General features: G+C 33.4%; 26 protein-coding genes. 19 read left to right on the top strand and 7 right to left on the bottom strand.

The genetic code is table 11. The features are described 5' to 3' along the window. Position 1: 1 nt before the first annotated feature. Both dusB and lysS read left to right on the top strand, forming a co-directional pair. Positions 2-988: a tRNA dihydrouridine synthase DusB gene (gene dusB, locus J2S15_RS19435; protein WP_307411847.1), complete on the top strand. Its 987-nt coding sequence runs from the start codon at positions 2-4 to the stop codon at positions 986-988. A 312-nt stretch (positions 989-1300) separates the two neighbouring features. Continuing rightward, positions 1301-2788, top strand: coding sequence for a lysine--tRNA ligase (gene lysS / locus J2S15_RS19430; protein ID WP_307411845.1), 1488 nt, complete (start codon positions 1301-1303; stop codon positions 2786-2788). A 397-nt stretch (positions 2789-3185) separates the two neighbouring features. On the opposite strand, the gene J2S15_RS19425 is transcribed toward lysS, so the two are convergent. Then, the gene (locus J2S15_RS19425) at positions 3186-3971 is read right to left on the bottom strand and encodes a hypothetical protein (RefSeq protein WP_307411842.1); all 786 of its coding nucleotides are present in this window, start codon (positions 3969-3971) and stop codon (positions 3186-3188) included. A 273-nt stretch (positions 3972-4244) separates the two neighbouring features. Between J2S15_RS19425 and J2S15_RS19420 the strand changes: the two genes are divergently transcribed. Together J2S15_RS19420 and J2S15_RS19415 are read left to right on the top strand one after the other, a co-directional pair. Further along, positions 4245-4985: an NUDIX hydrolase gene (locus J2S15_RS19420; RefSeq protein ID WP_307411839.1), complete on the top strand. Its 741-nt coding sequence runs from the start codon at positions 4245-4247 to the stop codon at positions 4983-4985. 21 nt (positions 4986-5006) lie between these two features. Further along, positions 5007-5825, top strand: coding sequence for a GNAT family N-acetyltransferase (locus tag J2S15_RS19415; protein ID WP_307411836.1), 819 nt, complete (start codon positions 5007-5009; stop codon positions 5823-5825). A 9-nt stretch (positions 5826-5834) separates the two neighbouring features. On the opposite strand, the gene J2S15_RS19410 is transcribed toward J2S15_RS19415, so the two are convergent. Genes J2S15_RS19410 through J2S15_RS19400 form a run of 3 tightly spaced genes read right to left on the bottom strand, consistent with a single transcriptional unit; the run spans position 5835 to position 8942 of the window. After that, positions 5835-6203 carry a hypothetical protein gene (locus tag J2S15_RS19410; RefSeq protein ID WP_307411833.1) on the bottom strand — a complete coding sequence of 123 codons (369 nt, stop codon included), beginning with the start codon at positions 6201-6203 and terminating at the stop codon, positions 5835-5837. 17 nt (positions 6204-6220) lie between these two features. Further along, entirely contained in the window at positions 6221-8044 is a 1824-nt protein-coding gene (locus J2S15_RS19405) for a glycerophosphoryl diester phosphodiesterase membrane domain-containing protein (RefSeq protein WP_307411830.1), read from the bottom strand. Between the two features lie 13 nt (positions 8045-8057). After that, positions 8058-8942, bottom strand: coding sequence for a LysR family transcriptional regulator (locus J2S15_RS19400; protein WP_307411828.1), 885 nt, complete (start codon positions 8940-8942; stop codon positions 8058-8060). A gap of 131 nt (positions 8943-9073) precedes the next feature. Here J2S15_RS19400 and J2S15_RS19395 point away from each other — a divergent pair, with 131 nt between their 5' ends. From J2S15_RS19395 to J2S15_RS19325, 15 genes are all read left to right on the top strand, one after another. After that, entirely contained in the window at positions 9074-10363 is a 1290-nt protein-coding gene (locus J2S15_RS19395; protein WP_307411824.1) for an adenylosuccinate synthase, read from the top strand. 105 nt (positions 10364-10468) lie between these two features. Next, positions 10469-10861 (top strand): large conductance mechanosensitive channel protein MscL, encoded by a 393-nt coding sequence (gene mscL, locus J2S15_RS19390; RefSeq protein ID WP_307411821.1) that lies wholly within the window; start codon positions 10469-10471, stop codon positions 10859-10861. Between the two features lie 233 nt (positions 10862-11094). Next, entirely contained in the window at positions 11095-12492 is a 1398-nt protein-coding gene (locus J2S15_RS19385) for a C40 family peptidase (protein WP_307411819.1), read from the top strand. Between the two features lie 250 nt (positions 12493-12742). Further along, positions 12743-14008, top strand: coding sequence for a UDP-N-acetylglucosamine 1-carboxyvinyltransferase (murA, locus tag J2S15_RS19380; RefSeq protein ID WP_307411816.1), 1266 nt, complete (start codon positions 12743-12745; stop codon positions 14006-14008). A gap of 106 nt (positions 14009-14114) precedes the next feature. After that, positions 14115-14333 (top strand): 50S ribosomal protein L31, encoded by a 219-nt coding sequence (rpmE, locus tag J2S15_RS19375; protein ID WP_307411813.1) that lies wholly within the window; start codon positions 14115-14117, stop codon positions 14331-14333. A gap of 56 nt (positions 14334-14389) precedes the next feature. Continuing rightward, positions 14390-14641, top strand: a complete 252-nt coding sequence (locus J2S15_RS19370) for a TIGR03905 family TSCPD domain-containing protein (protein ID WP_307411810.1) — start codon at positions 14390-14392, stop codon at positions 14639-14641. A 76-nt stretch (positions 14642-14717) separates the two neighbouring features. Next, complete coding sequence (locus J2S15_RS19365) at positions 14718-16157, top strand: helix-turn-helix transcriptional regulator (protein ID WP_307411807.1); 1440 nt, start codon at positions 14718-14720, stop codon at positions 16155-16157. Positions 16158-16246: 89 nt separating this feature from the next. After that, entirely contained in the window at positions 16247-17320 is a 1074-nt protein-coding gene (prfA, locus tag J2S15_RS19360; RefSeq protein WP_307411804.1) for a peptide chain release factor 1, read from the top strand. After that, positions 17320-18168 (top strand): peptide chain release factor N(5)-glutamine methyltransferase, encoded by an 849-nt coding sequence (prmC, locus tag J2S15_RS19355; protein WP_307411801.1) that lies wholly within the window; start codon positions 17320-17322, stop codon positions 18166-18168. Before prfA ends, prmC begins: the two co-directional genes overlap by 1 nt. Before the next feature lie 11 nt (positions 18169-18179). Next, entirely contained in the window at positions 18180-18614 is a 435-nt protein-coding gene (locus tag J2S15_RS19350) for a hypothetical protein (RefSeq protein ID WP_307411799.1), read from the top strand. A 309-nt stretch (positions 18615-18923) separates the two neighbouring features. After that, entirely contained in the window at positions 18924-19136 is a 213-nt protein-coding gene (locus tag J2S15_RS19345; RefSeq protein WP_307411796.1) for a FeoA family protein, read from the top strand. A gap of 18 nt (positions 19137-19154) precedes the next feature. Continuing rightward, complete coding sequence (locus J2S15_RS19340) at positions 19155-19373, top strand: FeoA family protein (RefSeq protein WP_307411793.1); 219 nt, start codon at positions 19155-19157, stop codon at positions 19371-19373. 9 nt (positions 19374-19382) lie between these two features. Further along, positions 19383-21440: a ferrous iron transport protein B gene (gene feoB, locus J2S15_RS19335; protein ID WP_307411789.1), complete on the top strand. Its 2058-nt coding sequence runs from the start codon at positions 19383-19385 to the stop codon at positions 21438-21440. Position 21441: 1 nt separating this feature from the next. Continuing rightward, entirely contained in the window at positions 21442-21651 is a 210-nt protein-coding gene (locus J2S15_RS19330) for a FeoB-associated Cys-rich membrane protein (RefSeq protein ID WP_307411787.1), read from the top strand. Positions 21652-21695: 44 nt separating this feature from the next. Then, positions 21696-22238 (top strand): type IV toxin-antitoxin system AbiEi family antitoxin domain-containing protein, encoded by a 543-nt coding sequence (locus J2S15_RS19325; RefSeq protein WP_307411784.1) that lies wholly within the window; start codon positions 21696-21698, stop codon positions 22236-22238. Between the two features lie 42 nt (positions 22239-22280). On the opposite strand, the gene J2S15_RS19320 is transcribed toward J2S15_RS19325, so the two are convergent. From J2S15_RS19320 to J2S15_RS19310, 3 genes are all read right to left on the bottom strand, one after another. Further along, complete coding sequence (locus J2S15_RS19320; protein WP_307411781.1) at positions 22281-22868, bottom strand: histidine phosphatase family protein; 588 nt, start codon at positions 22866-22868, stop codon at positions 22281-22283. A gap of 75 nt (positions 22869-22943) precedes the next feature. Beyond that, positions 22944-23759: a MerR family transcriptional regulator gene (locus tag J2S15_RS19315; RefSeq protein WP_307411778.1), complete on the bottom strand. Its 816-nt coding sequence runs from the start codon at positions 23757-23759 to the stop codon at positions 22944-22946. Between the two features lie 91 nt (positions 23760-23850). After that, positions 23851-24222: a metal-dependent transcriptional regulator gene (locus tag J2S15_RS19310; RefSeq protein WP_307411775.1), complete on the bottom strand. Its 372-nt coding sequence runs from the start codon at positions 24220-24222 to the stop codon at positions 23851-23853. Positions 24223-24245: the final 23 nt, after the last annotated feature.

Here is a 24245-nt window from a genome sequence, read left to right as displayed (position 1 = left end):
TATGTGGAAAATAAGAGATGTGGAAATTGAAAATCAGGTTGTAATTGCACCAATGGCAGGCATTAGTAATGCTGCTTTTCGTAGTATCTGTAAAGAATTTGGTGCAGGTTTGATATGTGCCGAGATGGTCAGTGATAAAGCAATCTTTTATGAAAATAAGAAAACAATGAAAATGACAGAAGTGTTGGATGATGAACATCCAATGAGTCTTCAGTTATTTGGTCATGATATTGACAGTATGGTTCATGCCGCAAAGGTGTTAGATACACAAACGACTTGTGATGTGATTGATATTAATATGGGATGTCCGGTTAATAAAGTAATCAAAGCAAATGCTGGTTCATCATTAATGCGTGATGTAGAACATGCATGTAATATCGTGAAAGCAGTTGTTGAGAATGTAAACAAACCAGTAACAGTAAAGATGCGTGCTGGGTGGGATGTTCACTCTATCAATGCAGTTGAGTTAGCTATAGGTTTGGAAAAAGCAGGAGCCAGCATGATTTGTGTACATGGTAGAACCAGGTCACAAATGTATGAAGGAACAGCCGATTGGACGATTATCAAACAGGTAAAAGAGGCAGTTTCTATTCCTGTAGTGGGTAATGGAGATGTTCGCAGTGTTGATGATATGATTCGTATGCTGGATGAAACTGGTTGTGATGCAGTTGCGATAGGACGAGGGATTCTAGGAAATCCGTGGTTAATCAAAGAGTGTGTACATTACCTTGAAACTGGAGAACGTGAACTTGATGTTTCGGTACATGAGAAATTCATGCTAGCTAGAAAACATGCAAAACGTTTATGTAATCTGAAAGGTGAAAAGATTGGAATCAAAGAAATGCGAGGTCATGCATCTTGGTATATCAAAGGACTTCCATCTTCACATCGAGTAAAGGACAGAATATCAAATATGAATACCTATGAAGAATTAGATAATATTTTAAGTGAGTATGAAGCACAGTTAGAAGCAGAAGATAACCAATAAAAGCAGATATTTTGGGTTTTTGTTGACAAACTAAGCGAAACTTACTAAAATGATAACGATTGATAATTGACGAAGAAGAGATGAGTAATCAATGAAACAGCTCTAGAGAGTCCTGGTAAGGTGGAAAAGGATAGTGATGTCATTTGATGAATAAAGACTTGGAGTCAAGCGTTTGATTCACGTAATACGAATTAACTAGAAATTAGTTACTAAGACTAATAAAGCAATTTATTAGTGAATTAGGGTGGTACCACGATGATAACTCTCGTCCCTATACGGATGAGAGTTTTTATATTATAAGGAGGAATTAACATGGAAAACTTAAGCGAACAAGAAGTAGTAAGACGCGAGAAGATGAAAGATTTAGAAGAACAAGGAATTTTGCCTTTTGGAGATCGATACGATCGTACTCACAAAAGTGGTGATATTAAGAAAGAATTTGCTGATAAAGACAAAGATCAATTAGCAGAAATGAATGTACATGTGAAAATTGCTGGTCGTATTATGACAAAGAGAAGACAAGGAAAAGCAGGATTCATGCATATTCAAGATATTGATGGACAAATTCAAATATATGTGAGAAAAGATGCAATTGGTGAAGAAGCATATGAAATCTTCAAGAAAAGTGATTTAGGAGATATCGTTGGTATTGAAGGAACTGTAATGCGTACCAACCATGGAGAACTTTCAATTAAGGCTGAAACATATACTCACCTTACGAAAGCACTTCGCCCATTACCAGAAAAATTCCATGGATTAAGTGATGTGGAAGAACGTTTCCGTCGTCGTTATGTTGACTTAATTACAAATGATGAAGCAAGAATGATTGCAATCACAAGACCAAAAATTATTCGTTCAATTCAAAGATACTTAGATGGACAAGGGTTAATCGAAGTTGAAACACCAGTACTTCAACCAATTCTTGGTGGAGCTGCAGCTCGTCCATTTGAAACACATCATAATACATTAGATATGCCTTTCTACTTAAGAATCGCAACTGAATTACCATTAAAGAGACTTATTGTTGGTGGTTTAGAAGGTGTATATGAAATTGGTCGTCTATTTAGAAATGAAGGAATGGACCGTAATCATAACCCTGAGTTCACAACAGTAGAAGCATATGTTGCTTATACAGATATGTATGGAATGATGGACTTATGTGAAGGATTATTAGAAACAGTAGCTACTGAAGTATGTGGATCTACTGATATCGAATGGAATGAAAAAACAATTTCGTTAAAAGCTCCATTCAAACGTGTACACATGGTTGATCTAGTGAAAGAAGCAACTGGAATTGATTTCTTTGAAGAAATGTCATTTGAAGATGCAAAGGCATTAGCTGAAAAGAACAATATTAAAGTAGAAAAGCACCATACAGGTGTTGGACATATTATTAACTTATTCTTTGAAGAATTCTGTGAAGATAAAATTGTACAACCAACATATGTATATGGACATCCAATTGAAATCTCACCATTAGCTAAGAAGAATATAAAGGATCCAAGATTTGCAGAACGTTTTGAATTATTCATTGATGGTGCAGAATATGCAAATGCATTCTCTGAATTAAATGATCCAATTGATCAAAGAGAACGTTTCGAAAACCAAATCAAAGAAAAAGAACTTGGTAACGATGAAGCAAATGAAATGGATACAGACTATGTAGAAGCTCTAGAATATGGTATGCCACCAGCTGGAGGTATTGGATTAGGAATTGACCGTCTTGTAATGTTACTAACAGGGCAAACAACAATCCGTGAGGTTTTATTATTCCCTCATATGAAGGAGAGAAGTAAGTAGAAGTATATTCTGCATTGAATAACATTTGTATTAAACTTAGATAAAGTAATACGCAAATACAACGTAAAATTTTATGTTGTATTTGCGTATTTTTCTATACTTCAATAAATAAAAGTACAGGCTGAAAAAAGGAAAATGTTTAGGATAAAAAGGAATAGATTTTTAATAAACAAGTAAGTATTGTTGATTAGAAGTAATCAATAGCATACGCTGTACAGAAGTTATACATTGATTTGATTTCCATCCAGTGTATACAATAATATAGTTGTTAATGAGCAAAATAAATTGGAATAAATAATTATCTAGTTTTAATGAATTTGAAGATGATTAAGAAATTAATAATATTCTACAAGTAAGTTTGACTGAACTTTCAAACTATTATTTGATAAAAATTTACTTAGGAAGGGAAATATAAATACTTTTTAGCATAATCCAAAAACTCGGAAGCTTCATCATGAATGTTAGCTTCTTGAGTCGCTGAGATTGGAGCATGTGTAGATTCTAAATCCTGAATAATGATAGGGATGCGTCGATTAAACTTCTTAAAGAAATAATCTTCTTCTTGAATACGTTTCGTAACATTAGTAATAGCATGAAGAAGTTCACGATATCCTACAGGTCCTAAATTATTATCATAATCCTCATAACCAATATTTTCTATACCCTCTTTTTGATACCAATCAATTAAAATGTTGAAGTTATCCTTGTTGATAATTTCTACAGTATCTTGTTCAAGCATGGCATAATTCCAGCGTTGTTCTCCTAAATGCGCTTCTAAGCTCATAAAAGAAGGGGCAGGTAAGCGATTAACTTCTTTATTGTAATAAGATTCCAAATTGCATGAAATATCAAATATGGTAAGATTACTAAATTTTTTATATGTATGAGATCCATTAGAATATACCAAAAAGGAAATAGAATAAATATCTTTTTCATCCCACTGGTCAAAGGCATTTATTATTTTCTTATACAAATATTCCTCAAAATTCTTAGAAGGTTTATTGTCCTCATGATTTGTCTTTGTTTTTGCTTTGGCACGAATTTGCCTTTGTCTATTTACAAATTCTTCCTCTTCTTGTATGAATCTTGCTTTTCTTAAAGCTATCTCTTTCTCATCTGTTACACCATCCGCAGCAGCTATGGCTCTTATTAGTTCATCTAAATTATTATCAGTTTTTTTCATAATAGTATCCCCTTTATAGTTATAAGTATACACGAAGTAGTAATAATAAAATATGATATTGAGAGAATAGTAATAATAAAATGATATTATGGCTTTTGATAAGTTGGTAAAATTTTTAAATCTAAATCATATAACTATAAACTATTTTTGACAGTTAGTTAGAAGAAAATTATAATTAAACTAATTACAGATAAAAACTTGCGAAATACAGTTAATCGATTAAAGGGAAATATACTTTATTTATATGGTTATTATATTTATAGGAGAAAAAAGATGATAGAAATTGGCATAAAAGGATTAATAATAAAAGATGGTAAGTTTTTGGTTATGCATAAGCAAAAAGTGACACATGATAAATATGAGTTGCCTGGAGGACGAGTTCAATTTGGTGAGACCGTTGAAGATGCATTAAAACGAGAAATATTTGAAGAAACTGGATTTGAGGTAACACCAAGAAAAATGGTGGATTCATGGAATTACGTAGATGAAACTAATCAACATCAGATAGTTGGTGTAATTTACTACTGTGAAATTTTAGGAGAAAAAACAGAAGTTGTTTTATCTGAAGAACATGACAGGTACAAATGGTTAAGTTCAAATGAGTATGATGAACTAAATGTCTTATTTTATAATCAGATGAAAAATTTCGATTGGAGTAGTGTAGGTTTATACCAAAATAGCAATCAAATAATTGGAATGGATGTTAAAGTCAAAATCGATCGTCCATTAGGAACAGCACATCCAAAATATCCTGATATGATATATCCAGTTAATTATGGATATATCGAAGGAATTATTGGTGGAGATGGTGATGAACAAGATATTTATTTGTTAGGAGTTAATAAACCTGTAGATGAATGTAAAGGAAAAGTGATTGCTATTGTTTATAGAATTGATGATAATGAAGATAAATGGATTGTAACTCCTAAAGATATGAAATTTTCAAAAGAAGAGATATTAGAAATAATAAGTTTTCAAGAAAAATATTATGAGTCTATATTAATAATGGATTAATTTTATAAGGTGGTAAAATGTATGATAGAAGTAAGTAAAGAAGAACTGACTATCAATGATGAATTTGCAAAAGAAAGAAATGTATTTCCTTTGATTGATGCTATGCTGAAATTAGATGATATTTACTGTGCTGTTAATTCAACGAACACGATTATGGCAGTACAAGGGAATAAGTTTTTTCCAATGTGGATTTGGAATTCTAATAAACTAAACGATATTGAATCAAAAGAATTAATGGAGTATATAAAGGATAGAGTAATAAACCATAATTTAAAGATGGTGATTGTGAAAAATAATGTATATGAAAATCTAAGAGAACTGTATCCATATATTATTAATAACACTGTAATCATGAATGCATATATTAATAAGAAACCAAAACTCAATGTAGAAATAAGTGGAACAATTGATTATGCTAAGAAAGATGAAAATAAAATAATAGCTGATTTTTTGATTGGTTATGATGAAGAAATAGATCATACAGGATTGTCACGGGAAGATGCACTAGAGGACGCCAGTGGTCTTATTAGTAATCCTACGTTTTATGTGTGGAGAAATGAGCAACAAGAAATAGTAACGATTGGAAAATTGAATTATGATAGTGATACAGTGATTCGGATTAACTGTGTATTTACGAAACCAGAGGAAAGAAGAAAAGGATACTCTGCAATGCTTATGTATGCTCTTTGTAATAAGATATTGGAAATGGAAAAGATACCTATGCTCTATGCAGATAAAGCATATCTTCCAGCAAATAAATCATATCAAAATGTAGGCTTTCAAAAGATTGGTGAGATTGTAGAAATAGAACTATCAGAAAATAAGCAAACAAAAACATAACTTACTAGGTTATGTTTTTGTTTGTTTTATTAGTCTGTACAATGATACACCCGCAAGCATCCAAATAAGTATTCCATATACTACGTTTAGTAAGGAAAGGATGAGCATGAAAATAGATGCGATTAACATATAAAGAAGACCATCAATTTTTTCTGTATTTTTAAAATTATTATAGAAAATGACACTACTATATAATAAGAGAATACCTGAAATTATTTTATAAACAAGATTTGCCGAATCAAGCATAGTTATTGTAGCGGTGGAAATATAATAAGTGTTAACTTCGAAAACAGTCCATATAGTTAATATAGATAAAGAAGTAATAATCAATAAAATATTTATTATTTTACTGTGTTTTGTAATTGTAGTTGGTTTCATATAATTACCTCCATATCCTAATCCAATTTCCACTCGTATTCTTCTAAAAACTCAATTTTTGTATATTCTATAAATTGATCAACTACAGTTCTAGCAATATAGGGTTTATCACTTACAATTCCTAATATTCCAGCATCTAGATATTTTTTCATATCTATTGCATCATTAGCTGTCCAGACATATACAGGAATCCAAGAGGCTCTAAACTTATAAATGTTCTCAGCTGTTGCCATCGATTCTTCAATGAAGATGAAATCAATGTTCATACTTTTTATAATTGATGAATCAAGAATACCAATTTCACCAAATACACAGAATCCAGCATCTATACTTGGGTGCTTTGTATTTGCTTCCTCAACCAATTGATAATCAAGAGACAAGAACATAATATGTTCTTCATAGTCATACTTATCAACGACTTTCATAATCTCGTCAATTAGATTCTTTTCTTCTTTTCCATGTAGCTTCAATTCAATAACTAAATCAATTTTTCCATCACAGTAGGTAATTACTTCATCTAATGTCGAGATTTTCCCTTCATACCCATTTTGAGATAATGTCAGTCCTGATAATTCTGCAGCTGTCAGATCATAAACATTCACATCCTGGTTTGCCAATCGTGAAAGGTTGGTATCATGAATAACCATAGGAACCCCATCTTTTGATAATAGGATATCAATCTCTGCATATTCAGCATTTGCATCTATGGCACCTTGAATTGCTTCAATTGTATTTTCTACTCCTTTATCACTTCCTCGGTGACCTATAACAATTGGTTTATGTAATGCTTCTGGAACTCTTAAGACCGAGTAGGTACTACTTCCCAATGCCAAACAAAGGATGAAGATTAGTAACTTACATAAGGTTTTCAATTTAGGCTTTGTATTGATTGCTTTAATAAATCTTAAGTTAGAAAACTGCTTTGTATATAGTTCACTTAAACGTAAATTGATTGCTTGTTTTGTATTGTCAGATAATCGATAATTTATTGTTATAAGTGAAAGTAATAGAGGCATCAACATAACGTTACCAATAAAGTATAAAATCGTTATAGGTAGTAGTAAGAAGAATTGCCAGGAAAAATGATAATGTTCAAAAATCATTCCAATACTAATAATAGATGAATGAAACGCTTGTTCATATAAATAGTTTGGTATCCAATGTAAAACCAACCATATACTTATATAGATGATGATTGTAATGAAAAATTGTTTGTAAGATTTTTTGATGTTACGAATACTACTTTTCATTGCACGATAGAAATTTTGGTTTTCTAATATCATAGCCGGCAGGGTGTAAATCAAAAGAAAAAAGACTAGTGCTAATATAATAGGGATTAATAATAAAACAATAGAGCCCCATGAGAACTTGGCAATCTCACCACTAACGAAATTAGGGATCATAACTCTACTTACAAAAGAAGAATGAAGGCCTAATGTGGATAAAGGAAGTAAAGCAAATGCATAAATCAAGAAGCCAATACTACTGATGTGTTTCAGATTCTTTAAAGAGTACAGTGCATTTACTAGGATTGTTTTATATGTTGTTTTCGTATTGTTTCGCCAATTATGTACGCATAAAATAATAAGAGCATATTCGTAATAAATGGTGATTGTAATAATAAAGGTCGCAATAAAGAAGCAGATGAAACCAGGAATGGTTAAAACAAACTCCAAGATTGACATATTAAATGCAATTTGGATTCCTGTAACTCTAAGTGCAAACTGTAATATAAAAGAGATAACTCCTGTGACGACATAGTTGTTTACTATATAAATAGCAACTGATAAAAGAAATAGTTTAGGAAGTAGTTTTATAAATGATTTTACTTGGTTAATCATAGGGCCTCATTTCTTATGTATTATGGTTATCAACTAATGCAATAAAAGCATCCGCTGCACTACTTAGCGGAAAATACTTTTGATAGATATAACCAATTGATCTTTTAGGTAGTGGCTTTTTAAGATTTAATTTTTGTAGTGATTTATCTTTTAAATAATCTAATGAAAACTCCTCAATAACACAAGAGATTCCAAGATTGATTTTAGCGAACTGTAATAATAATTCATGTGCACCACTTTCAATGTGTGGTTCTAGACTAACTCCACTCTTCAAAAATTCAGATAATACAAATTGTTTTGAAATTGAATTTCCTTCCAATAAGATGATTGGAAGTTTAGCAATCTCTTCTCTTGTATATTCCTTTTTTAATTTTCTAGATGAACTTGCAACAAATATATCATGAATTTCAATGCATGGTATAATTTTTAGATCAGGATCATCAATTGGTAGATTCACAAAAGCTAAATCTACATCACCACTTTTAATTAAATCAATCATTTCTAATGATGTTGCATTCAGTACCTGTAAATGAATATTAGGATATTGATTATGGAATAGTTCTAAATAAGGAAGCAGGACATTGGTAGTAATTGTGTCAGCGGCACCAATGGTGAGTTTTCCATCATCCAAACTTTTTAAATTATTAATACGTTGTTCTGCTATATCAATTGAGTTCATTGCCGTTTTAACGTAATCATAAAGAATCTGTCCTTCTTGGGTTAGTGAAGTTTTCTTATGATGGCGATGAAACAATACACAATCCAGATCATCTTCTAACTGTTTAATTGATTGAGAGATTGCGGATTGTGATACATACAGTTTTTCTGCAGCTTTAGAAAATGAAGTTAATCGTGCTACTTCATAGAAAATTCGATAATTATCCAGTTTAGTTTTCATATAAGTACCTCTTATGTATAATATATTGAATATTAATTATACTTATGCCTATGCCTGTATTATAATATCAATGGATAAAATGTCAAATGAAACAGAAAGGATAAGTACTTTGGTACTTATAGGTGGTACAGATGGCTGGTTATGTAGTTGTAGGAACCCAATGGGGAGATGAAGGAAAAGGAAAGATTGTTGATGTCTTAGGAGATAAGGTAGATTACGTAGTACGTTTCCAAGGTGGAAATAATGCAGGGCATACAGTAGTTGTTGACGGTAAAAAACATATCTTACATTTATTGCCTTCAGGAGTATTGCATCGTCAGTCAAAATGTATTATTGGTCCAGGAGTGGTTGTTGATCCATTTGTTTTCTTGGAAGAAATTTCCGTTATTGAAAAAGGTGGATTAAATACTGACCATGTATTTATTAGTGAACGTGCTCATCTGATTATGCCATATCACATTGCATTAGATAAGTATCAGGAAGAATATAAGAAAGAAAATAAGGTAGGTACAACCAAACGTGGTATCGGACCTTGTTATGCAGATAAGTTTCAAAGAGTTGGATTACGCGTTGGTGATCTGTTGGACTTTGAAACATTTAAAGAAAAACTAACTTTTACATTAAAAATGAAGAATGATGAAATTGTAAAGTTATATGGTGGAGAAGCATTTGACTTAGATAAAATGATCAAAGACTTTGATGATATAAGAGAAACTTTATTGCCTCGTATTATTGATGCGGTGGAAGAAGTAAACAATGCACTTGATGACGATAAGTTTGTCTTGTTTGAAGGTGCACAGGCAGCGATGTTGGATATTAACTATGGAACCTATCCTTATGTTACCAGTTCATCACCAACAAGTGCTGGTGTATGTGCAGGAGCAGGAGTGTCACCTAAGAAACTGGACCGTATTGTAGGAGTGGTAAAAGCATACTCAACAAGAGTAGGAGAAGGTCCATTTGTTACAGAGCAATTAAATGAAGATGGTGATTTGATTCGTAGTAATGGAGCCGAGTATGGTGCAACAACAGGAAGACCAAGAAGATGTGGTTGGTTAGATTTGGTTGTAGTGAAACATGCCGCAAGAATCAATGGACTTACAGACCTAGTTATTACGAAGGTGGATATCTTATCTGGAATCAAAGAAATTCCTGTTTGTGTTGGATATGAAATCGATGGGAAGGTATATGACTATATTCCAGCAAGTGTTGAAAAAGTTGCGAAAGCAAAACCAGTATATGAAGTATATCCTGGATGGGATGAAGATATTTCAAAAATTGCTACATGGGATGAACTTCCAGAGAACTGCAAGAAGTACTTAAAGAAGATTGAAGAATTTACCAATACAAGAATCTCAATGGTTTCAGTAGGACCAGGCAGAGAACATAATATATATGTACATGATATAATCTCAAAATAAAACAGAACATTCGTTCTGTTTTATTTTCGAAAAAAGTAAAGTATATGATATGAGAAATTCTTATATATAAGGTATAATAGTTAAGAAGTGAAAGGAGATAGTGAAATGAAACAATTTATCGAGGACTTTAAAAGCTTTGCATTACGTGGTAATGTTTTAGACTTAGCTGTTGGGGTTGTAATTGGGGGAGCCTTCAGCAAGATCGTATCTTCTTTAGTTGAAGATATTATTACCCCTTTAATTTCTACAGTTCTTAATACAAGCGAAATGGCATCTTGGACGATGGTAATCGGATCTAGTAATGGAGAAGATGTATTATTAAAGTATGGATCATTCATTCAAAATATTATAGATTTCGTATTAATTGCATTCTGTATTTTTGTTGCAATTCGCATAATTGGCAAGTTTACAAGAAAAGAAAAACAAGAAGCAGCTCCAGCAAAATCTGCAGAAATTGTAATTTTGGAAGAAATTAGAGATGCTATAAAAAGTAAATAGATTGCAAACAATGTATAAAAATCTTGTTGTATTAGTTCATTAGTACGCTCGCAAACCCTTAGTTCAACGGCTCATTTGAGAACTGTTTTAGGGGCTTAATACAAATCACAAAATGTGTGAAAAAGCCACTGTTTATGGGCTTTTTTTTAAATGTGTGAAAGTTTGGGATTTGGTTGTCGCATTTGCTTTCCTGTGATATTATTGCAGTTGTGAAAAGGCAAAGGAGTGAGAACATGGATTCCAAGAAAACACTCATTGAGCAATTCAATGAATTTACAAAAGAAAAATATCGACAGACAAAAAATTATTTAGGGCCAGTCTTTAGGGAAGGTACTAATACAATGATAAAGATTGCTTATGCATGTGCTACAAAAGCGAAGGTTGCATTTAATACACTAATGCCTGTATTAATTGAAAAGACAAAATCTCTAACATTCGCAACAGCAGCAGGTATAAGAGAAATGAATAAGATTGCAGCTGAAAAGTTGAACTTTAATTTCCGTCACTTAGTAATGACAACAAGTGCAGCAGCGATTGTATTTGCATTGACAATTACAGTTACTGGTGCAGGGCGTTCTAAAGTTAGCGCAGCGGTGTTAGAAACAACACCGGAAGTTGAAAAGACTTATAACGATGAAGTTATGGAAATCAACTATGGTGATGACAGTGCAATCGTTGATGTTGCTAAAGAAATACTTGCAGATGACGAAGCTGCAGTATATGAAGCAAAACCTGTTACATTAGCAAATGGTGGCGAAGGTTACGAAATCGGAAACTATATTGTTGCGGTTGATCGTGAAGCTACGAAAGAATTAGGTGAAGAACAAATTCAACTTACTGTTCAAACAAAGGAAACTTACAACAAAGATGACTTTGGAAAAGTAGTAATTAATGATTCTACAGCTGATGTTACAAAAGAAAATGGTGCAGTTCATACATATACATTAAATGTTAAATATGTAGATACACAAGCGCCTACAATCAACTTAACTCAAAACGAAGTTGAAATTGATGATACAGATACGTTTAACAGACATTCATTTGTTCAATCAATTACTGATAACTATGATGGAGTAATCGAAGACTACACAATCGAAGGTGAAGTTCCTGAAAAGGATGAACTTCGTTGGGAAGCTGGAGATTACACAATTACTTATAAAGCTACAGATGCTAACGGTAACGTTGGACAAGCAAGCTTAAAAGTAAAAGTTAATGAAACAGAAGAAGAAAAAGAAGAGGAAGAAGTTGCTTCTAACACTGACACTGGTTCATCAAGTGATGTAGTTGAAACAAGTAGCGCAGCAAGTTACGAAAACGCAGGTTCAGTACTTGCAGCAGCATATGCACAAATTGGTGTAAACCAAGACTGTACAATGCTTGTTACAAACTCATTAAAAGCTGTTGGAATTAATTTCCACAGTGCACCAGCAGGATATATCAGCCTAGGAACTACAGTTTCAGTTGCTGATGCTCAACCTGGTGACATTATCTACTATGCAGATGGTGGTGCTGGAGTACCTCACGTTGCAATCTATGCAGGTAATGGTATGGCAATTCACGGTGGTTACATGGGAACAACAAAACTTGCAAGTGCATGGATGGGTTCTGGATTTGTAGTTATCCGCTTATAGTCAAATATTCAAAAAGTAACAATGCAAATTGTTGCTTTTTTTTAACTTTTAACTTATTTATATAGAGGAGTATATAGAATATTACTATATACTCTTTTGTTGTGTTGTGGGTTGAGAAAAATAGTTGAATAGAGTAGTGAAAAATAGAGCGTTATGTTATATAATGTTAGATATGTAGTTTTTAAAATAAAATGAGCAACACTCAATGTATATGAGTGAGTAAATAGATGGGTAAATTAAGGAGATTGCAATGAAAGAAATTATTCGTATCGAAGGTGGACATAAATTAAGTGGAAAAGTTAGAATTTCAGGATCGAAAAATGCTACTGTAGCACTTATACCAGCTGCGATCCTTTCGGATGAGCCAGTAACAATTGTTGGTGTTCCAGAGATTGCAGATGTAAAGTCACTAAAAATATTATTAGAAGAGTTAGGTGTAAATGTAGTAATGAAAGGAACTGACCATATTGTAATTGATCCTAATGGGATGGAAAACAAGCCAATGGACAGTGAAACGGTAACAAAATTAAGAGCATCCTATTACTTTATGGGTGTTTTGTTAGCGAAATATAAAAAAGTAGTTATTAAGATGCCAGGAGGGTGTTATCTTGGACCACGTCCAATTGATCTTCATCTAAAAGGCTTTGAAGCACTTGGTGCAACCGTTCGTTATGAAGGTGGTTGCTACCATATTGAAGCAGAAGAATTGGTTGGAGATAAAATTTTCCTTGATATTTCAAGTGTGGGTGCCACAATCAATATTATGACGGCTGCTGTATACGCAAAAGGGAAAACAATTATTGAGAATGCAGCAAAAGAACCGGAAATTATTGATATTGCAACATTATTAAATAAGATGGGTGCAGAAATTAGAGGAATGGGTACCAATGTAATTACAATTACAGGGGTCGAAAAGTTACATGGATGTTTCCATGAGATTATCCCTGATCGTATTGAAGCAGCAACTTATCTTACGCTTGCAGCAACTGCAGGAAACGATGTAACGATTGAAAACGTGATTCCACTTCACTTGGATGGTCTAATTTCTAAATTAGTAGATATTGGAGTCGAACTAAGTGTTGATATTGATAAAATTATAGTACATGGAAGAAAAGAAAAACTGACAGCAGTTGATATTAAGACAGCACCATATCCTGGTTTCGCCACGGATATGCAACAGCCTTTGACAGCTCTTTTAACGCAGTGTGAAGGCCAATCAGTTGTTACTGAGACAATTTATACAGAACGTTTCAAACATTGTAATGAGTTGAATAAAATGGGTGCGGATATTGATATTCGTATACCAAGTTCATTTATCAATGGTCCTTCAGTACTTTCAGGAACAAGTGTAGAAGCAACCGATTTACGTTGTGGGGCTTGTTTGGTTATCGCAGGACTAATAGCTCAAGGAACTACGGAAATCCATGAAATCTATCATATTGAACGTGGATATGAGAATATTGTAGGTAAGTTACGTGACTTGGGAGCGGTTATTGAAAAAGTTACAATTGATTAATGTGCAAAAGTGGTAAAAACACTTGAAATATTAAGAAAAGATAGATATAATGATTAAGCACTTACTTTAAGCTCGCATAGAGTTTAAGGCGGAAGGAGAAGAAATTATGAAAAAAGGAATTCACCCAGAATATCATAATATCACTGTTAAATGTTCAACATGTGGAACTGAATATGAAACTGGATCTACTGCAAATGATTTAAAAGTAGATACTTGTTCAAACTGTCACCCATTCTATACTGGTAGACAACGTTTCGCTGCTGCACAAGGTCGTGTAGAGAAGTTTAACAAGAAATATGGTTTAAAATCAGACGAACAAGAATAATCGAACAAAAAGCGAAGATGAAAATCTTTGCTTTTTTCTAGAAAAAGGAGAAAATTATGTTAATTACATACAAACCGCAGGGCGTTTGCTCAAAAGAAATCAACATTGAAGTTGAAGATAATATTGTAAAGACCGTTGAATTTGTAGGTGGATGTAATGGAAATGCGAAAGGGATTGCAGCACTAGCAAAAGGAATGAACGTAGATGAAGTTATCAAACGTTTATCTGGGATTACCTGTGGCTTTCGCCAAACAAGTTGTCCTGATCAAATGGCAAGAGCATTATCTCAAAGTCTGAAGGAAGAGTAATTCTTCCTTTTTTTTGCCATAAACGTCGAGTATGCTATGATAAGTAATGATAAAGTATAGATGAAAGGATGGTTCTATGGAAAAAACACTTTTATTAAGTTCTGCTATTTATTATATTGAATCAAATATTAGAAATGAAATTGATTATGAAGAACTTGCTAATCATCTAGGGATATCTTATCGTTATCTTCGTCTGCTGTTTAAAGACTATATGAATGAATCATTGCACTCATATGTTAGTAAACGAAGAATTCATAATGCAGCACTGGAAATCATCAGTACAGATAAGTGGTTAACAGAAATTGCCAGTGAATTTCAATATCAGGCATACGACAGTTTTACCAGAGCGTTTGATCGAGTTAGTGGGAAAACACCAGCCGAGTTTCGAAAACAGAACATAGCAGTGAAACGCAACCTTTTAGGTGTAGGAATCTATGGACCAGTAATTGAAGGAGGTAATACGATGAGTTTGAATTTAAATCAAGAAGAATGTGTATTGTTTGGAGTACCCAAAGTAGAGTTTACCACAGGAAAATGTAATACCTTTCCTGCATGTTTGGAAAGTGCACTTGTTTATATGGGGTATCAGGAAGATAACTTATATGCAAATCTGATGGCAGCATCAGGACTTAGTTTTCGTTTGCGTTGGAATAAAGAAGGATGGGATATGAGTAGTGTAGCATTGTCATTCGTAGAAGAAGACCCACAACTTCCATTACAAAGAATGTTTACCTATGCAAATGCAGAGTATCAGTTTTATGATAAGCAACAACTAAGTAAGGAAGAATGCAAGCATCAGATAATGAAGAGTCTTCAAAATGGTGTTCCTATACTTGCAAGTGGAATTGTTGGACCACCAGAGACGGTGATTATTACTGGATACAAAAATCATGGAAAAACATTATTGGGGTGGAGTTATTTTCAGGAACATCCAGAATATGCAGCTAATGTTATGATTGATGACAGTGGATATTTTGTAAGTGATGATTGGTGGGAGAAAGAAGAAACTTTAAACTTCTGTTTCTTTGAGAAAAAGGATGCATCTTATAATAAGGATACAGGCGCGTGGATAAAGAATGCACATCGTTTGATGAGTAAACTTGAAGTGGGAAGTTATTATGGTGGAAAGAAAGCATACGAAAGCTGGAAAGAAGCCCTTTTAAATGATCCAGTCTTTGCATCATCATCAGCAATCCAGTTGGTTGTTGAACGGCTGTTAGTAGAAGGGGATAATGAGACTTGTTTGAATGAAGGAAGGTATTGGGCATCGGTATTCTTTGATGAACTAGGAAAGGGAACACAAAATGATGAGTATACAATGATTGCAAGTGATTTTAAAGCAATTGCAGATATTGGAAATGAGATGCTGGCAATTCGTGATGCAATGAATCCAGAAGCAAACCCAATTGAAAAACTATGCGATATGAAAATCCGTAAAGAGTTAGCCAAACAGATTGATAAAGCAAAGGATTTAGAACAGATTATCATTAAAAAACTAGAAAAATTAATTGTATAAATTGAAGAGATGGAAAATTCCATCTTTTTTTATAAAATGCCTATAGGCATGGTATAATAGGAACGTTGAAGTAGAGGAGGTATACATATATGAGTGCAATGATTGAGCGTTTAGAAAAAATGGAACAGCGATATCATGAGATAAATGAACAAATGATGACTCAGGAAGTTCTTTCAGATAACAAGCTAATGGCGAAGTTAGGAAAAGAGCAATCTTCACTGACTCCAGTTGTTGAAACATATGGTGAACTAAAAAAAGTATTACAGGGAATTGAAGATGCAAATGCATTATTAAAAGAAAATGATCAAGAAGTTATTGAAATGGCAAAGATGGAACTAGAAGAGTTAAATCCAAAGGAACAGGAACTGTTGGACCGTTTGGAAGTATTATTAATTCCGAAAGATCCTGCAGATCAAAACAATGCAATGTTTGAAATTCGTGGAGCTGCTGGTGGAGATGAAGGAAATATCTTTGCTGGTGATCTTTATCGTATGTATATGAAATATGCAGAAAGCAAAGGTTGGAAGAGTGAAGTGATTGAAATGGCAGAAAGTGAAGCTGGCGGTTTCACCAGAGTTGTTTTTATGCTGAAGGGAACAGAAGTATATGGACACATGAAATTCGAAACAGGATCTCATCGTGTACAGAGGGTACCAAAAACCGAAACTCAAGGTCGTGTGCATACATCGACGGCAACGGTATTGGTTGACCCTGAAATTGAAGAAGATGAAATTGATATTGATCCAAATGATTTGGAAATCGATACAATGCGTGCAAGTGGAGCTGGAGGACAACATGTTAATAAAACCGACTCTGCAGTACGTGTAACGCACATTCCAACAGGAATTAGTGTGAAGTGTCAGGATGGTAGAAGTCAACATGAGAACCGTGCTACTGCCCTTATGAGTATTCGTGCAAAAGTGTATTCTGAAATGAAGCGAAGAGAAGAAGAAGAACGTCATGCGGAAAGAAAGAGTAAGTTAGGAACGGGAGACCGTAGTGAAAAAATCCGTACGTACAACTATCCACAAAACCGTGTAACCGATCACCGTATTGGATTAACCCTCCAACAGTTGGATCGTATCATGGAAGGAAAACTGGATGATATTATTGAAGCTTTGTTGTTACAGGATCAAAAGGATAAAATTGCAGGTAATAAATAATGAAATATAAGGATGCTTTAAAAAATGCAAAAGAAAAATGTATCAAGGCTGGTGTTGGCGATCAGGCACCACTGTTTCTTCTGCTGGAAATAACTGAAAAAGAAGCACATAACTTATATATGGAATATGAAGAAGAAATCGAAGATAGTATGCTTGAAGAATATAACCAAAAGGTCGAACGCTTACTAACGGGTGAACCACTAGATCATATTTTGGGATATAGTTATTTTTATGGATATCGTTTTGCTGTTGATGATCGTGTGTTAATTCCACGCCCTGAGACAGAAGAATTGGTAGCCAATGTATTAAGTGCATATGATGATCATTTTGCCTCACAGCAAGCAACCGTGATTGATGTTGGAAGTGGAAGTGGTGCAATTGCCATTTCTTTGAAACTGGAAGAAACTAATTTACAAGTTAGTGCCAGTGACATTAGTGAAGATGCGGTTGATGTTGCAAGCATGAACGCAAAGAACCTTGGTGCAGATGTAACATTCCTAGTTGGTAACATGTTGGATCCATTTATTGAAAACAATTATCAGGTAGATATTCTGGTAAGTAATCCTCCTTATATTCCTAAGGATGAGCAAATGGAACAAAGTGTAGTAGGTTATGAACCACATCTTGCTTTATTTGGTGGAGATGATGGATTACGCTTTTATCGTGAAATATTTGAAAAAGCACATCTGGTTATCAAAGAAAAAAGTATCTTGGCTTTTGAAATGGGTTATGATCAAAAAGAAACATTAACCAATGAAGCAAAAAAATACTTTAAAGATGATAGAATAGAAGTATATAAGGATATGAGTGGTAAAGATCGAATGCTTTTTATATATCATAACTGTTAGAGAGGTTAGCTATGAAAAAAATATTATGTTTCGCTTGTCTGTGTTTAACACTAGTTGCCTGTGGCAGCGATGATGACTATTATGTATGTAAGTTTGAAGATAAAACATCAAACGCAACAATGGAAATTTACTATGACAGCGATACTGGTAAAGTGCTAGAGGTAGAAATAGAATCTGAACAAACAATATCAAAAGATGAATTAGAATCATTTGAAGATACTAGTTTTGAAGAGTACTGGAACAAGAATGCTACATCTCTTGAAATGGATGGAGTATCTGTAAGTTCTAAATATGATAAATCAGATCGTATAGCTTCTGTCAGTATAACTATCAATGTTGATAACCTGGATAAAAATAATCGAGAAATCTTTCTAATACCAAATAATCTTAGTGTAGAAGATATGATTAAAAATGTAAAAGCAGAAGATTATAAATGTAACTACTAAATATAATAAAAAAGACCATATGGGAGCATATGGTCTTTATATATTATCTATGTCTCTTATTCTAAAGATTTCTTAAAAGGATCGCATAAGAAATGGGTAAGATTGTCATAAAGGAGTCCCAGACATATTTAAGTTAGCCTCAACTAACTGACTACATAATATACTATATTAGATTTGATGTCAACCAATATGCAACAAAATTTTAAAAAAAGTTAGAAAATGTTAACTAAATGTTTGACATTAGGGTTAGCCAGTGCTAACATATAACGTGTAAAAAAGTATTCTAATATTATAGAAAGGATGATCATGATGCCATTAGTATTAGCGCCAGTAGGAAAAACATTGAAGGTTTTAAAATGTTCGTTAGATGAGAAAACGGGGAAACATTTGCAGAACTTAGGGTTAATTCCGGGAGCAACAGTTGTTGTTGTAAGAGAAAAAGACGGAGATGTGATTGTCCAGGTAAAAGATTCTAGAATTGCTTTGAACAAGCAATTAGCTAGAAAAATACTTGTTGCGTAGAGATACGGGGAGGATCAGATGAAACTAAAAGATGTAAAGCCAGGAGAAACGGTTACAGTAAAGAAAGTACTTGGAACTGGACCAATTCGCCGCAGAATTTTTGACATGGGGATTACGCCAAGAACTCAGATTTTTGTACGTAAGGTAGCTCCACTTGGTGACCCAATTGAAGTAACTGTCAGAAACTATGAATTATCATTGCGTAAAGATGAAGCAAATGAAATTGAAGTCGAATAGGGGGACATTATGAGAGTAGCGTTAGTAGGAAATCCAAATAGTGGGAAAACCACATTATTTAATGAATTAACAGGTAGTACGGCTAAGGTGGGGAACTGGCCAGGTGTTACAGTAGACAAAAAAGAAGGTAAATATAAGAAAGCGAAGACACCAATGGACATTATTGATCTCCCTGGTGTTTATTCTTTATCTCCATATACTTTGGAAGAAGTAATTGCGAGAGATTATATTATTAATGAAAAACCAGATGTAATTATTAATATTATTGATGGTACTAACTTAGAGCGTAACTTGTATTTAACAACACAGATTCTGGAAACAGATATTCCAGTTGTTGGTGCACTAAACATGATGGACTTAGTTGAAAAGAACAAAGATAAAATCAATGTTGATGAGTTATCAAAAAAATTAGGGATTCCATTAGTTCAAATTAGTGCATTAAGAGCAACTAATATCAAAGACTTAATGGAAGTAGTTGCAACAGCAACTACGAAAAGAAAACCTTTAAACTTATTTAAAGGAACTAGCTTAGACAAACCATTCCATGACTTATATAACTTATATTCTTCAAAAGGGTTTGATCAACCAGTATTCAAAGCTAGTAAAACATTAGAACATGATGAAAAAATTCTGGCTAGTGATGAGTTAAAACCATTACTTGCAGATATTAAAAAAGTAACCGACTTAAATGAAGACAGTGAAGCAGATATCGCAGATATCCGCTACCAATATATTGAAACAGAATTAAGTGGAAGTTTAGAAAAAACAAGAGTACTTGGAGATTTAAGTACATCTGATAAGATTGACAAGATTCTAACAAACCGTTTCTTAGGTTTACCAATCTTTGCTCTTATCATGTTTGCAATCTTCCATACAACATTCTCTGAAAACTTCTTATTTATTGAAGGCTTGGCATCACCAGGTGTTTACCTTCAAGGATTAACAGAGGTACCAATTGAATGGATTACTGGAGTATTAGAAGGATTCTTAGAAAGTATGGGAGCAAGTGCTTGGGTATTTGGACTTGTAATTGATGGAATTGTTGCTGGGGTAGGAGGAGTTCTATCGTTCATCCCTCAGATTCTAGTTATCTTCTTATTCTTAAGTATTCTTGAAGACAGTGGATACATGGCTCGTGTTGCATTTATCATGGACCGTATCTTACGTAGATTTGGATTATCAGGAAAAGCATTCTTACCATTATTAACTGGATTTGGATGTAGTGTACCAGCGATTATGGGAGCACGTACATTAGAGGGTGAGCGTGAAAGAAAATTAACAATGATGTTAGTTCCGTATATGTCATGTGGAGCAAAGGCACCAATCTGGGCCTTATTTGCATCTGCAGTGTTTACGGACAATGGAGACTTAATGACGTTTGGAATTTATATGTTAGGTATTTTAGTGGCTGTAATTTCAGCAATTATCTTAAAGAAATTTGTATTTAAAGGAGAAGCATCTCCATTTGTAATGGAAATGCCAGCATACCACTTCCCAAGACTTAAGAACTTATTACTTCGTCTATGGGAAAAACTAAAAGGATATGTAGTACGTGCGGGAACAGTTATTCTTGCATCTACAATCGTACTTTGGTTCTTGGCTAACTTTGACTTCTCACTTAGTATGGTGGAAGCAAACAGTGAAGCAAGTATCTTAGGTATCTTAGCAAATGGTATCAAATTTATCTTTATGCCACTTGGATTTGTTGGTGGTAGTGATGGATGGAAAGCTGTAGTAGCAATCTTAACTGGATTGATTGCGAAGGAAGCAGTAGTATCAACTATGGGAGTTCTTTACACTGGTATGGAAAGTGAAGAAGACTTCCTAGGAGAAGATAGTGCAACAAACTCTTTAATTGCAACTATTGGTGCTACATTCTCTCCACTAGCAGCATTATCATTCATGGCATTTAACTTATTGAGTATTCCATGTATGGCAGCAGTAGCTGCATTACGTGCTGAATTAAATGATCGTAAGATCTTCTGGTTCACACTTGTGTTTTGGATAGTAGTAGCTTGGGTTGTTTCATTCTTAATCTTCAATGTAGGAACATTGTTAGGATTCTAATATGAAACCAATTGATATCATTATCCTTGTAGCAGCAGTAGCTTTCGTAGGATATATGGTGTTTAGAAAAATCAGACAACACCAAGAAAATAAAAAAAATGGTGTAGTAGGGTGCGGAGGCAGTTGTACTGGCTGTACTCAAGTAGAACAATGTAATGAAATCCATAAATTAATGGAAGACATACAGAAAAAACATAAACATAGCACATAATGCTATGTTTTTTGTTGGTAAAATATTGTTAGGAGATATCAAATATGCTATATAGTTATAAAGAATTAATTGATAAATATAAAACAAAATATGCATTGAAGAAACTATTAGATAATAATTATTTTGTAAAAATAGATAATGGTTATTACAGCGACACGCCTTATTATGATGAACTTGAATTAATTTTTAAGAAGTATTTAGGAATAATCCTTAACGATCAAAGTGCATTTTTTTATCACGGTTTGTCTGATTATATCCCAGACAAATATTTTGTAGCTACAAAACAAAAAGCAAAGAAAATTAACTTTGAGTCTGTAGTTCAGATATATGTAAGTAATAAATTCTATGGTTTAGGAAAAATGAAAATAAATGTTATTGGTGTTAATGTTAGTATATATGATAAAGAAAGAATGCTTATTGAGTTATTCAGAAGTAAAAAAAATTATTCATATGATTACTATAAGGAAATAGTTAAATCATTTAGGGAAATAATAGATGAGTTAGATATGGATAAATTAATAAAATATTTAGAGAAATTCTCAAATGGAGATAATATTTTAGAAAGGATAAATATGGAGATTTTCTAGCACAGAAAAAAAGACTTAGCTTAATTAAGTGAGCTAAGTCTTTTACATAAGTTTTGAAAAATCATGTTCTACTACTTCTACTGGTGTAAACACACCATCTTCAAATTCATATTTAATCATTCCACAATTTCCAAATGCGTGTGCATATTCTTCAAATGTTTTCCCTGTGTGAGCCAAGAACTGAAAACTTGCTCCAGCGTGAGATACAACTAATACAGTATGATGATCATCTTTTTCCATGATAGCTGTTATTGTAGGAACAATTCTGGCACGAACCTGAGATCGTGACTCACCACCATAATTTGTAAAGAAATCTTCATAAGTTTCTCGACTAGGATTTAAATCCTGACTTTCACTTTCGAATGTACCATAATTCATTTCTCGAAGATTTTTAACTCGCTCATAGTCCATTTTACCATCCGTTACCAATTCCAGTGTATCACTGGCTCTCTCGGATGTTGAAGCGTATGCATGATCAAATTCAATATTATGTTTCTTAAAGTATTCTCCAGCAATTTTAGCTTGTTTGATTCCTTTTTCAGTTAGAGGAGAATCACTCCAACCTTGTATTTTCCTGCGAACATTAAACAGCGTTTCTCCATGTCGCATTACATATAGCGTTTTCTTCATATTACCAAATCCTTTCTTCTTTGATTAAGTAAACAAAGTATAACACTTGGAGTGAACTCTAAGTCAATACATATACTATGAATTAATTGAAATAGGTACCTGCAGTTCAGTAACATACTGATCTGCATCTTTTGACCATTCACCTTCATGATAGATTTCACGAACACCACCACTAATTTCATACTTATGTTCCTTCATCCATGTTAACAGCAACTGATAGCTCTCACCAATGGTGTTTAAAGGGCCTACGTGAATGATAGAAGCGACTTTAACCTTTGGTAACTGTCTTATGTCATTTCTATCCTTCTTGCTTGCCAGAGGCTCTACTACCTCCATATCAATTGGTTTCTCTGTGTGTACAAACAAACCGGCATAATAAATACTCATACAAGAGATTGTTCTTGGCTCTTGTGCGACTTGATTTAATGAATTCCACATTCTCTCGCAAAACTCATCAAATGTTTCTTTTGTTTCATCATATACTTCTCTTTTTGTAACTGCCCAAATCGGTTCTACTTCTTTTACGACAATTTGATTCATAAATGTCATTCCTCCGTTGTTGAGTATAAAGTAGTTAACTTCTAATCGATTATGTTGCTCTTTCAACTGTTCTATTTTCTTGGACATTGTCTCAATCTTTTCTTCAAGAAGATGAGTTAGTTCAGCAGCAGTAATATTCGCATCTAAATGATACTTAATTTCTTTTAAACTACAGCCAGCATCTTTTAGCATTTGTATCTTCTGTACTTCCACAATTTTGGTAGCTGCATAAAAACGATAATTATTTATATCATCCACATAGGAAGGATATAATAATCCAACTGTTTCATAATGTTTAATGGTATCAATACTTAATCCACATATTTTTGAAAATTCACTTACTTTATACATTTTCTTACCTCTTCTGTAACGTTACATCTTTACTATATACCTGTGGGTAACTCCCAAGTCAAGAAGATACAAAAAAAATAACACTTACGTGTTACTTTTTGTTGTTTTCAAGACTTTCCAGAATTTTTTCAAATGTTTCTTCACTGATAATGTGTTCAATTCGACATGCATCTTTTTCTGCAGTATCAGCAGATACATTTAGTATTTCAATTAAAAAACTACGAATTGACTTGTGACGATGAAAAATCATCTGCGCCATATTCGTTCCTTCTTCCGTTAAATGGATATCTCCATACGTTTCTTGCGTAATTAAACCGCGGTCTTTTAAATTGTTAACTGCCTTGTTTACACTTGGCTTTGAAACTCCCATCAACTTCGCTACATCAATAGAGCGAACTTTTCCTTTTTCGGATAAAATCATGATTGTTTCCAAATAGTCTTCTAGTGATTCTCCTAAAAGCATAATACCACCTCTCAATATCTTAA

Source organism: Breznakia pachnodae (assembly GCF_030814225.1).
GTDB classification, from domain to species: domain Bacteria; phylum Bacillota_I; class Bacilli_A; order Erysipelotrichales; family Erysipelotrichaceae; genus Breznakia; species Breznakia pachnodae.
This window is presented reverse-complemented; position numbering and strand designations above follow the sequence as displayed.